The 11081-nt window shown below is 60.1% G+C and carries 12 protein-coding genes and 1 tRNA gene; 3 read left to right on the forward strand and 10 right to left on the reverse strand.

Features of this window, described 5'->3' with window-relative positions; all coding sequences use genetic code 11:
- Nucleotides 1-6: 6 nt before the first annotated feature.
- The 4 genes from ACMNI9_RS04250 to ACMNI9_RS04265 all read right to left on the reverse strand — a co-directional run bounded on the left by ACMNI9_RS04250 (nucleotide 7) and on the right by ACMNI9_RS04265 (nucleotide 2431).
- Nucleotides 7-82: transfer RNA gene (locus ACMNI9_RS04250), tRNA-Ala, on the reverse strand.
- A 116-nt stretch (nucleotides 83-198) separates the two neighbouring features.
- Nucleotides 199-462, reverse strand: a complete 264-nt coding sequence (locus ACMNI9_RS04255) for a helix-turn-helix domain-containing protein (RefSeq protein WP_114566494.1) — start codon at nucleotides 460-462, stop codon at nucleotides 199-201.
- Nucleotides 463-470: 8 nt separating this feature from the next.
- A complete protein-coding gene (locus ACMNI9_RS04260) occupies nucleotides 471-986 on the reverse strand; it encodes a DUF2975 domain-containing protein (RefSeq protein ID WP_225748654.1) in 516 nt (171 codons plus the stop codon).
- A gap of 197 nt (nucleotides 987-1183) precedes the next feature.
- A complete protein-coding gene (locus tag ACMNI9_RS04265) occupies nucleotides 1184-2431 on the reverse strand; it encodes a radical SAM protein (RefSeq protein WP_418830992.1) in 1248 nt (415 codons plus the stop codon).
- 290 nt (nucleotides 2432-2721) lie between these two features.
- Between ACMNI9_RS04265 and ACMNI9_RS04270 the strand changes: the two genes are divergently transcribed.
- The 3 genes from ACMNI9_RS04270 to ACMNI9_RS04280 all read left to right on the forward strand — a co-directional run bounded on the left by ACMNI9_RS04270 (nucleotide 2722) and on the right by ACMNI9_RS04280 (nucleotide 5003).
- Nucleotides 2722-3654 (forward strand): LysR substrate-binding domain-containing protein, encoded by a 933-nt coding sequence (locus ACMNI9_RS04270; protein ID WP_418830994.1) that lies wholly within the window; start codon nucleotides 2722-2724, stop codon nucleotides 3652-3654.
- A gap of 34 nt (nucleotides 3655-3688) precedes the next feature.
- Entirely contained in the window at nucleotides 3689-3877 is a 189-nt protein-coding gene (locus ACMNI9_RS04275; RefSeq protein WP_114566490.1) for a phenylalanyl-tRNA synthetase subunit alpha, read from the forward strand.
- Between the two features lie 142 nt (nucleotides 3878-4019).
- Nucleotides 4020-5003 carry an FAD:protein FMN transferase gene (locus ACMNI9_RS04280; protein ID WP_216529021.1) on the forward strand — a complete coding sequence of 328 codons (984 nt, stop codon included), beginning with the start codon at nucleotides 4020-4022 and terminating at the stop codon, nucleotides 5001-5003.
- Nucleotides 5004-5081: 78 nt separating this feature from the next.
- On the opposite strand, the gene ACMNI9_RS04285 is transcribed toward ACMNI9_RS04280, so the two are convergent.
- The 6 genes from ACMNI9_RS04285 to metG form a co-directional block, all read right to left on the reverse strand.
- Nucleotides 5082-5417, reverse strand: a complete 336-nt coding sequence (locus ACMNI9_RS04285) for a Veg family protein (RefSeq protein WP_114566488.1) — start codon at nucleotides 5415-5417, stop codon at nucleotides 5082-5084.
- Between the two features lie 594 nt (nucleotides 5418-6011).
- Nucleotides 6012-6905, reverse strand: a complete 894-nt coding sequence (rsmA, locus tag ACMNI9_RS04290; RefSeq protein WP_216529020.1) for a 16S rRNA (adenine(1518)-N(6)/adenine(1519)-N(6))-dimethyltransferase RsmA — start codon at nucleotides 6903-6905, stop codon at nucleotides 6012-6014.
- Nucleotides 6902-7555, reverse strand: coding sequence for a flavodoxin family protein (locus ACMNI9_RS04295; RefSeq protein WP_231088248.1), 654 nt, complete (start codon nucleotides 7553-7555; stop codon nucleotides 6902-6904). The genes rsmA and ACMNI9_RS04295 overlap by 4 nt, the downstream gene beginning before the upstream one ends.
- On the reverse strand, nucleotides 7555-8256 hold the full coding sequence (locus ACMNI9_RS04300) for a TatD family hydrolase (RefSeq protein ID WP_216529019.1): 702 nt from the start codon (nucleotides 8254-8256) through the stop codon (nucleotides 7555-7557). Before ACMNI9_RS04300 ends, ACMNI9_RS04295 begins: the two co-directional genes overlap by 1 nt.
- Before the next feature lie 18 nt (nucleotides 8257-8274).
- On the reverse strand, nucleotides 8275-8574 hold the full coding sequence (locus ACMNI9_RS04305) for a nitrate ABC transporter substrate-binding protein (RefSeq protein ID WP_114566484.1): 300 nt from the start codon (nucleotides 8572-8574) through the stop codon (nucleotides 8275-8277).
- A 127-nt stretch (nucleotides 8575-8701) separates the two neighbouring features.
- Complete coding sequence (gene metG, locus ACMNI9_RS04310) at nucleotides 8702-10282, reverse strand: methionine--tRNA ligase (RefSeq protein WP_216529018.1); 1581 nt, start codon at nucleotides 10280-10282, stop codon at nucleotides 8702-8704.
- Nucleotides 10283-11081 lie beyond the last annotated feature (799 nt).

Below are 11081 nucleotides of genomic sequence, written 5' to 3' on the forward strand. Positions count from 1 at the left end.
ATTCCGTGGTGGAGATGATGGGATTCGAACCCACGACCCCCACGTTGCGAACGTGATGCTCTCCCAGCTGAGCTACATCCCCACGGCATGTGCGCTTATCGCGCGAGGCAACATTTTGCCCGTATCGGGCCCATTTGTCAAATGGCATTTTGCGGCACTCTGCAAAATGTACACGAACGGGGCCCAGGACCGAATCCGTCAAGGCTCAGCGTACCCATCATCGGAGGGATCGACGCCGAACTCGACCCGATACTCTTCGTCCGACATATACGAAAGGATATCGCCAGGTTGGCACTGCAGCACCTCGCACAACATCCCCAACGTCGAAAACCGCATGGCCTTCACCTTGCCCGTCTTGATGCGAGACAAGTTCACGTTAGTAATGCCGACCTTATCCGCCAGATCGTTCAGCGAAATGCCCCGGTCCGCCATAACGCTATTAAGTGTAAGGACAACTGGCATGTATCCACCTATATGGTTTCGTCCGAGAATTCCTGAAGAAGTACGCCGTATTTGAACACAAACGAAAAAGCGAAGATGACCGCCGAAGCAACAAAGGGAAAGAGGTTCAACGTGGGAACAAAGCCTTCGTCAACGCCGCCTGCCATGAACGGGACAACGCTGGTAAGCACAACCTCAAGCACGGCGTATACCAGGAAGAACGCCGACACAACCCTCAGACGGCGAACCTGAAGCATGGTAAAAGGAGACCGGCCCTTCGATGCGTCCGAAAACACCTTGATAAGCGTCACGCAAACCGTGGCCATCGCCGCCGAAGAGGCAATATACACCAGAAAAAACGGGAGGGTGACCGCGTAATCGTAAAAGCCCGGAACGATCAGCGAGAAAGCCATCACGCTCGCAGAAGCCAGCCACCACGCGCAAAGCAACACGAAAACAACCTTCATGAGCAAGCTGATCGTCTTGCACACCCTGCCCGTCTTGGCCAAAGACTCTTCCACTGATAGAGGCTCACCGCCGAACATGCCCACATCCCCTTCCGAAAACAAATCACGACGGCGCAAGCTCTGCACCGACCGCACATCGCGATCGCGGCAACTTAGAAGGCGGGGAGAATCCTCCCCGCCAACCGATCTAGATGCCTATTGCAAAGCAAGAACCGTTAATACCAATAGGATAGCAGATCGCTTTCGGATCGACATCGCTATAGAACAGCATGGGCCTACCTCCTTCCCTGAATGGACTCGGACATGGCTCGACCCAAGGCATCGTAAAACGCCTGGGTCATCAGGCAATAGGAATCCTTCGATTCCAAATCGCCCGATTCGAACAGCGAGCGGGCCCGACAGCCACCCCCGCAGATTCGCACGTAACGGCACGCTCCGCAGTCCTCGAACTCCGCCGCGTCGAGCATGCGGAACATCCGCGACACGTTTGACCTGAGCGCCTCGGCCACCGATCCGGAAAACGCATTGCCCATCGCATATTCGCCACGATGCAGCATGTGGCAAGGGTATATCGTCCCATCGGCGGCAATACTCAGCGTATTGTAGCCAGCCCCACAGTTTCGACGAACCGACAGGCTCATCCCCACCGGCGCGTCCATGGCGGGAATCGGCTTGCCTTCTCCGAGCGTCAGCAAAGAGCGACCCAGCATGCGCAGCTCTTCATCCCCCGGCAGCAAGCCTCCCAAAACCTCGTCGGATGGCTCACAGGTAAGCAGGCTGAAGTTGAGCGTTGCTCCCAAATCCTTGGACAGCCTCACGTAATCGACAAGATCGTCCACGTTGCGCGCATGAACCGTCGGGATAATATGCGCGGCGATGCCCGCTTCGCGCACCATGCGCACCGCTTCGACCAGCTCGGAAAAACGCTGCTTTCCACGAATGTACGCCCGCGAGCCCTCAGAACATCCATCGAACGATACGGACACGCAGTCGACAAAAGGCGCCATGCGCTCCAAAGCGGCACGGGACATGCACGTTCCGTTGGAAAGCACCGTCACCGACGCCATGCCGCATGTTCGCTTCGCATGCTCGACAATAGCGGGAAGATCGTCGCGCAAAAACGGTTCGCCGCCCGAAACAACCAACCTCGATGTGCCGGCGGCAGCCAGCTCGTCCACGCCGCGCAAAACATCAGCAAGAGGAGCGTCGTCAAGCGCATTGCGCTGATCATCCAAGGAATAGCACCCAGCGCACGTCAAATTGCAGCGCTGCGTAACGTGAAGATAGGCGGAAAGCACGCGCTCGGACGCAACGGCCTCCTGAAAGAACCCTCCCTTGACCAAGTGCTCAAGCAGCAGAGGATCGACAGCGGAAACGTCTTCCACCGGCACGTTTTCCTTGAACATGCGCGCGCAAACGCCCGCGCCCGCCTCGTCCAGGCCAATCACGTACCCCGTCGAAAGACACCCCACAAGCGTCACTCCCGCAAACTCGAACGAAACAACACCCTCGGCGAATTTCATACACGCTCCTCGTCGCAGTCGAATCGCTTACGTCAAGCATTATGGTGGCGGCCCCCTTGCCCCAAAAGAACAAAACGTACCAACGATCAATCAAATGTTGCAAGCAAAACAATTGATATATGATAGTTAGCTTCAATATGTAATCCAGGGATTACGTATTGAAATTACGGCTATCATCTGGGGATTTATTCAATCCATTTACTCGCAAAACTACACAGCAATTTAATGTTTTATGATAAATTTATACCTGAGCGAACCAGAGAGGCCAACCCTTCGAAAGAACGACGTCCATGAACATCAGTCAGCTGGAATACTTCGTAACCACCGTGCGATACGGCAGTTTCTCCATGGCTGCAAAGAAGCTTTTCGTGACGCCGCAAGCAATCTCCAAAGCCGTTGGCGACCTAGAGCGCGAACTCCACGTATGTCTTTGCGAAAAGACGGGACGTGCCGTCGAGCCCACCGAGTTCGGCCGCCTGTTCTGCATACGCGCATCGGAAGTGCTCTGCTGCTTGGCGGACCTGGAATCGCTTGCGAAAGACCACGCAGCCGGGCAATCGAAAGAAGGCCGGGCAGCGGTGTCCGTGGCGTGCTCGCCCTGCCGAGGGAACGTGCTGCACGTCCAAGACTTTTCGGCGTTCAACGCGTCGTACCCCCAGATAAAGCTGTCTTTGTCGTTCAACGCGGGCAGCACGGGATTGTCCGCCGTCGAAGAAGGACTCATCGACGGCGCCATCATCCTCGGCCGCGTGACCAAGCCGAACATCACTTGCATAAAGCTGCATTCCGTTCAGCCGTCCCTGATGGTGTCGCAAAACCATCCGCTTGCATCAAGAAGCGCGATTCACCTTGAGGACCTTCGGAAAACCCCTTTAGCGGCCCCAGAAGACATCAGGTACTGCCAAGGCGTCATAGCCGACCACCTTCGCGCGAAGAACGTCGAGCCAAGCTATACTATGCTCGAACCGTTCGTTGAGGCCCATCGGCGCTTTCTCGACAAAGAGCACGGTGCGGTGTTCGTCATCGACGATCCAGCCTTGCAAGAACTCTATCCGAACGCCGTTGCGCTGCCCCTTGCACCCGAAGATCTTATCTCCATCCCACTTTGCTTCGTGCACGCAAGCGGCAATGCCAACAAAGCGATGCTCCAAGTAGAGCGCTACCTGCTTGGCATCGTCACGCGCCTAAGAAGAAAACCGCAAGCCATGCCCGAGCATCATTGACGACAAGCCAAGCGAAAGAAGGAAGGAAACGATCATGGGAACATCTTCAGATCGCGAGCTGAACCTCCGCATCATCGAACTCTCGCAAGCCATCGCGTCGCTTTTCGACACCGCGGACTCGACCGACGACGTGCCCTCGCTGAGAGACGACGTGGTGCGCGCCATCAGCGAGCAATCCAGCATTGCCCGCCAGAACGTTTCCACCTCAGAGCCGCAAGACTAGCTCCAAGGCGAGTCGCAGTCGCAACCGCACAAGAAAGTTCCGCTTGCTGTTCCTATCAGGCAGCAGTCTGCAAAAAGTCCGGGAAGCTCCTTGCCGCAGGAAGCGAACGTCCCGGTGAAGGGCTTTGCCGTATACTGTGCGCATGGATACTTTCGAAACAGGCGCGCCCAAGCGCGACGCGATACCGCTCGAGCACGAGCACGAAACGCACGGCCCCAGCGACACCGGAATGATGACGCATCGGTTCTATGCGTTCAACACCGTCGTCACGTTGCAAGCCTACGCCGACCCCGATCGATGCCGCACCGCGTTCGAAGACGCGCGCGCTGCCTGCCGCTCGTTCGAGCGATCGCTGTCGCGCACGCTTCCCCATTCGGACATAGCGCGCCTCAACGCTGCCGAGGGGGCGTCGACGCCCATTGGAGCCGATACTGCCCAGCTTCTGAACGAAGCTTTGCGCTACTGCGCGGACAGCGAAGGGCGGTTCGACATCACCATGGGGGCTGCAGTGCGCCTCTGGAACTTCCACAAGGGCGTCATACCTGATCAAATAGCCTTGGAGGAAGCCCTTTCCCATGTGAATTGGCGCGGCGTGCACGTGGAGCAAACGGACGGCGGCTGGGAAGCACGGCTCGACGACCCGCAAGCGGCAGTGGACGTAGGCGGAATAGCCAAGGGATGGATAGCCGATCGCCTGGCGGAACTCCTAGCATCGCACGGCCTTGAATCGTTCATCGTGAATTTAGGCGGCAACGTGGTTGCGCACGGGCAAAAGCCGGACGGAAGCCCTTGGCGCATCGGGTTGCAAGACCCACGCGACAAGCATGCACTGGTAGGAGCTGTTGCGATCAGGGAAGCTTCCGCAGTAACAAGCGGCGTGTACGAGCGGTGCTTCACCCGGAACGGCGCGCTGTACCATCATATCCTGAACCCGGAAACAGGGTACCCCGTCCAAACCGACGCAGCGGGCGCAACCGTGCTCGCGCGCCGATCGATTGACGCCGAAGGATACTCGACCACGCTGCTGGCGCTGGGCATAGAGCGCGGATGCGCTTTCGCTCGCAAGCATCCCGCCATCCTTGCCGCGTACTTCGTCAACGCCGAAGGCAACGTGATCGAAGCGTAGGCCAAGCGTCAAGCGACTCGAAACGAAAGGCGGGCCCGTTCGCACGGTGCCCGCCTTCTCTATAAGTATGCCAAAAGGCTAGGAAAGTACTTTCTCTCCCTCAGCGGGGCTAACCTCGGAAACGGCGCCTTCGGCCTCGGGCACGAAGGGCTCGAACAGCGGCTCGCCGTTCTGGGAAAGCTCAACCATGCCGGTTAGAACGTCAACGTACTGGTAGGACTGACGAGCGGTGCGCCCGCGCTTGCGATCGACCTCCAGGATGAACAACTGAGGGTGCACCTGCATGAGCACGCCTTCGCTCTCAACAATCTTGGAGCGGCCCATGTTGGCGCGCACTTTTAGGCGTTGACCGACGAAGTCATGTAACGTATCATGAATGGAGTCGACGATTTTGGCTTGTTTCGCTAAATCCATGCTCACTCTTTCTCGCTTATGCTATATACAGAGATAACAAATTAAAATTATACCATTACAGTCAATACAGAGGGAAATCTGCACGAATCCCCCTTAATTCGCATGTTTTCAGCCCCTTACAACCTTTTTCATGCAGAATCGCTCGCGTGCTCTACGCAATGTTTTCTTAGGTAAACTATGTCGCTTTCGTTTTGCTCGTTCACAAGCTTCGTCCTTATATGCTACTTTATTGGCATCATATAAGGACGAGGACGAGCAGGAAGCACCATGGGAAAGAAACGCGATCAGGAGAAGAAAGCCGCCAAGAAGAAAAAGTCCGCGAAGGCCGTCGAGAAAAGCAAGAAGGCTTCCGCGAAAAAAAGCGGAAGTCCGATTGAGGGGCGGACATGCCCTTGTTGCAAAAAGTCATGTCCGCTCGCAAACCCCAAATGCGGAAAAGGCAAGGCGCTCAGGAAAAAGCTGCTGCAAGCTTTCAAGAACGCAGCCTAAGACGCGAGAAATGGGCGGGTCGTTGGCCCGCCCGCAACAAGGCAAGAGCGCTGCGCCGGCGAGGCGTCTCCCCTGGCTCACGGGCTCCGCCTCCCCGCTTCGCCCCTAAACGATTTGCTGCAAAGCAGCTCCCAGCTTAATGAACTCGGGCAGGTCAAGGGTTTCTCCACGACGCTTGGGGTCGATGCCGGCATGATCAAGCAGTTCGGGCAGGCGCTCGATCACGCGCGCCCCCTCGGCACCGCGCCCGCCGAAATACGTCTTGCACGAATTCGCTATGGTCTTGCGGCGCGTCGCGAACGATGCGTCCGCCATCACGGCAGCAGCCTTGAGGGCGGCGGCGTCAAGCGGATCGCCGGCCTCGTCGAACACGGGACGACGATCGAGCCGCAGGACCGCGCTTTCCACGCGCGGAGGCGGGAAGAAGTTGCCCGGCCCCACCGCAAAACGACCCGCCGGCTCCGCGTACAGGCGCAGCTTGACGGTGTACGCGCCGTACGTTTTGGTGCCGGGCTGCGCCGCCATGCGGTCGGCGACTTCCTTCTGCACCATAACGGTGGCGCTTTCCAGCGACGCAAAGCCCTCGAAGTAATCGAGCACCACGGTGGCGGCAACCGCATACGGAAGATTCGCTACCAGCTTGGTCGGGGAAAACGGCAAGTCCTCGGTGCGCAAATCAAGCGCATCCTTGCTGATCAGCGTAAAGCGGTCCGCCCAGGGCGCAAGCGTTTCCGCCAGCACGGCAGGCAGATCCGCATCGCGCTCGACCGACGCGACGCGCCCCGCATGCTTCAGCAAAGCGATGGTAAGCGTCCCGATTCCGGGGCCCACCTCCAACACGTCGTCGCTTTCGGACACCTGGGACAGCGCGACGATCTTTTGCAGGATAGCGTCGTTGATGAGGAAGTTCTGGCCAAGCGAGTACTTGGTCGTCAAGCCGTGCGCTTCCAGAACCGCACGCGTTTCAGCCACGCTCGCCAAAGGCGAAAGCTTGGTCATAGCGAATCTCCTGTCGCAGTTTCGGCGCGCGGCTCGACCGCACGCGGATGGACGCCATCGGGGCCCGAGCACGTGTAAGCCGAAGCGGGGTGCACGCGCCCGCCCGTCAAAACGTCAGTACCTTCGGGCACGCTGCCATCAGGCGGAATAAGGCCCACCCAATCATGCACCGTATCCAGCCGAAGCCCCGCCACGGCCAAAGCCGATCGCACGGTGCCCACAAGCGGGCCGAATCCGTGCGGATCGCCGCCCTCCCCCATCACGTGCAGGTCAGCGGGGCGCTTCCGCTCTTGACGGCGATTCGTCCAAAAGTAAGGTTGCAGCCGATCGAGAAACGCCTTGAACTGCGCGGGGACCCCGGCAAAGTACACCGGCGTCACCACGACAAGCTGATCGCACTCGTTGAGCAGCCGGCGAACGCGCACCATGTCGTCGGCGATGATGCAGTACAGCTCGTCGCGCCCGGGCACGTTTCGCCTGCACACATCGCACCCCGTGCACGGCGCGATATGCACGTCGGACAGCATGACCACGTCGACGCGATCGTCGGGGCACGCATCCTCGTACGCCCACCGAATCGCCTCGCACAAGGCCGCGCTACGACCTCGCGCGCGCGGAGACCCGCATATAATCAGGCGATTCACGTGCATCACAACCCTTCGCGCGACAAGGCAGCACCTGCGGAACCGGCTGCTCGAGCTTCGGACGCCGCCTTCTGCCACGCCGTTGCAGGGCGATCCAACAGATCGCGCGCGTTTTCCATCATGCGCTCAAGAAGCGTCGCGCGGTCTTGCCCCGGCTCGCACCCGCGCACCTGCGCCATGCGCTCTGCGGTGAAGATGACGTGCTCGGGACCGCAGGTCATGCCGCGCATGGGCTCAGGCGTCATGTACGGAGCGTCCGTTTCGGTGACCAGGCGATTCTCCGGAACGCGAGAGGCGGCATCGCGCACGTCGTCGGCGTTCTTGAACGTGAGCGGCCCGCCAAAGGCCACATAGCACCCCTCTTCGACCCACGGCTCCAGCACGTCCCACCCCAAATTGAAGCAGTGGAGCAGCGTCCCCGCCGCAGGGAAGCCCTCTTCGCGCATGAGGGCAAGCGCCTCGTCGTGAGCCTCGCGCACGTGCAGCACAACGGGAAGCCCCGCCTCTTTCGCCAGGCGAACCTGACGGCGAAACGCACGGCGCTGATCTTCGCGCGGCGAGAAATCGTAATGGAAGTCCAGCCCTATCTCGCCGACGGCGCACACGCGAGGATCGGCCAGTCGCGCGCGCAGATCGGCTTCCAACCCGTCGTCGTAGTACCGCGCGTTATGGGGATGGCATCCCGTTGCAATGCGAATCCGCGGCACGCGCGGAAACGGATCGCTTCAAGTCCATCCCGTGAAACGCTTCGCAGCGGCAGCCGCTTCGAAGCGCCACGAATTCAGACGATCGAACGTGGTCGACCCGTCCTCGAACGCATCGACGATCGTGCAAAGGAAGCCCACCTTGTGCGCGGCGCAGCGCGCGATCGCAAGCGACGGGTCGGGCAACAGCTGCAAATGCACGTGCGTATCGGCCACCTCGGCCTCCAGCTGCGGCGCTTCTACCACGCGGTACGTTCCATGCTTGCGCTTCTGACGAAACAGCGGGTCGTCGAAAACGGGTTCTTGTCGTTCGTCGGTCATGGGCAGGCCCTTTCTTTCTTGCAGGTTCTCCCCAGGTCAGCGAGGTACGCTCCCGCGCGTGATCTTCGTGCGAGAACGTACCGCAGCGTCGGGTGGTTCCGCCGACCCGGCGGCCGGCGAAACGCGCTTATTCCATATTCAGATCGATAGAGTCCATATCCAAGCGCGGGAACAGCGGATCGCCGATCTCCACCTGGTTGCCGGCGGGAAGCTGGCCCCATGCCGTAGCGGCTTCGATGTCGGTCACGGCCGTGATGTCGCCCAAACTCAAGCGACGGAACACCTCGGCCGACGTGTTCGGCATGAACGGAGCCATGTACAGCGCGATGATGCGAATGGCCTCGAGCGCATTGTAGATAACGGCTTTCAGCTGGTCAGCCGTCTCTTCGGACTTCGCCAGGTTCCACGGCGCGGACTCCTCCACGTACAGGTTCACGCGACCGGCAAGCTTCTGCACCGCAGCCGCCGCACCGGTGAAGTCAACCTGGGACATGCACGCGTCGTATTCGGCATACAGCTCGTCGGAGATCTCGCGCAGCGGGTTTTCCGCAGCGAACGCCGGTGCCTCCGGAACCTTCGAGTCGAAGTACTTCTTCGTCATGTTGAACACGCGGCTGCACAGGTTGCCCCACGTGTTCGCCAGATCGGCGTTGTACACCTGCACCATGCGCTCCATGGAAATGGAGCCGTCGCTGCCGAACTGGACGTCGCTCATGAAATAGTAGCGGTACGCGTCCACACCGAACACCTTTACCAGATCGGCCGGCTTGAGGGCGTTGCCGCGAGACTTCGACATCTTCTCGCCCTTGGTCAGCAGGAAGCCGTGCCCGAACACGGTATGCGTGATGGGCAGTCCTGCGGCCATGAGCATGGCGGGCCAGATCACGCAGTGGAATCGCGTGATGTCCTTCCCCACGAAATGGTACTGCATGGGCCAGCGCTGCTCGAACTCGTCGGAGCGTTCGTCGTCGGCGTACCCGATGCCCGTGAGGTACGCGATCAGCGCGTCGGCCCACACGTACGCCACGTGGCTTTCGTCAAACGGCAGCGGCACGCCCCAATCGAACGTGGAACGGCTGATGGACAGGTCTTTCAGGCCGCCGGCCACGAACGACACGATCTCGTTCCTGCGCGTTTCGGGGCGGATGAAATCCGGATGCTCCTCGTAGAACTTGAGCAGCGGCTCCTGGAATTCGGACAGCTTGAAGAACCAGTTCTCCTCGCCGCCCGCCTTCTGCACGGGGCGCTTGCAATCGGGGCAGACGAACGCGCCTTCCTCGTTCTTCTCAAGGTCGCTCTCGGCGTAGTACGTTTCCTCGTGCACGCAGTACCAGCCCTCGTAGCTGCCCTTGTAGCACCAGCCCTTGTCGAAAAGCTCCTGCCAGAACTTCTTGACGGAACGCGCATGGCGCGGCTCGGTGGTGCGCACGAAATCGGTGTACGTGATATCCAGCATATCCCATGCATCGCGAAACGCCGGCTCCATGGAGTCGCACCAATCCTGCGGGGTCATGCCCTTGGCCGCCGCCGTATCGGCCACCTTCTGGCCATGCTCGTCCATGCCCGTCACGAACGCCACGTCGTAGCCGTTCATGCGCTGATAGCGCGCAACGGTGTCCGGCGCGATGGTAGCGTAGGCCGTGCCCAAATGCGGGGCTGCGTTTACGTAGTAGATCGGAGTGGTGAACGAGTAGGTTCCCTTTGACATGGTGCTTCCTTTGTTCTCGGGGCCGCGCGGCGCATGATGCCTCGTCGGCCGGATGGTCGGCGCGCTCCGCGGATGATGCGGGCGCCTGCATGTGCCGTCTGCGCGAGCAAGGCTGCGGCGCAACAGCAACTGGTTATTTTAACACGGTCGTTTGCCGCCGCCGCAAAGCACGTCGAAAACGCACGGCACGACGATCCCGCGCGTAAATGCGCGGGCGCGGGATGGGGGCACGCACGTTGGGCGGGCTGCGGCGCCCCGTGCGGAGGGGGGCGCTCGGCTGCAGCGCCCCATGCGGGGGGGGTTCGGCTGCGTTGTTGCGTGCGTCCGCGCGCGGGGCGGGCTGCGGCGCCCCATGCGTCCGTGGGGCGGGCTGCGCTCGGCTGCGGCGCCCCATGTGTCCGCAGGGGGGGGTTGCGCTCGAAAACTTGCGATTCTTGGCAGGTTTTGACGGTTTGAGGTTGCTGCACGGACACACAGCCTCGGCACTAATCGACACGCTTTTCGTTTCCCCAGTTCAAAGCGGTGCGTCAATACGCTTGGCACTTAGGTTGCTTCCGCAAGCCCGAAACAACAACCCCTAACCGTCAAAACCTGCCAGCAAACGCGATTTCGCGAGCGCAAGCTGGCAGCGACAGCGCGCAAGTCGCCGCAGGCATCACGCAAACCGCTGCAGTCGTATCGCAAACCGCTACAGACGCCAACCGCGCAAGCCGAAAACGCATGGGGCGGCGCTTTTTGCGGAAACCCCTTCAAACCCAATCGCCGAAAGCGTACGCTGGAAGTGTCGCTTCGCGCCGTT

Origin of the sequence: Paraeggerthella sp. (assembly GCF_048427265.1) — a bacterium.
Taxonomy (GTDB): domain Bacteria; phylum Actinomycetota; class Coriobacteriia; order Coriobacteriales; family Eggerthellaceae; genus Paraeggerthella; species Paraeggerthella hominis.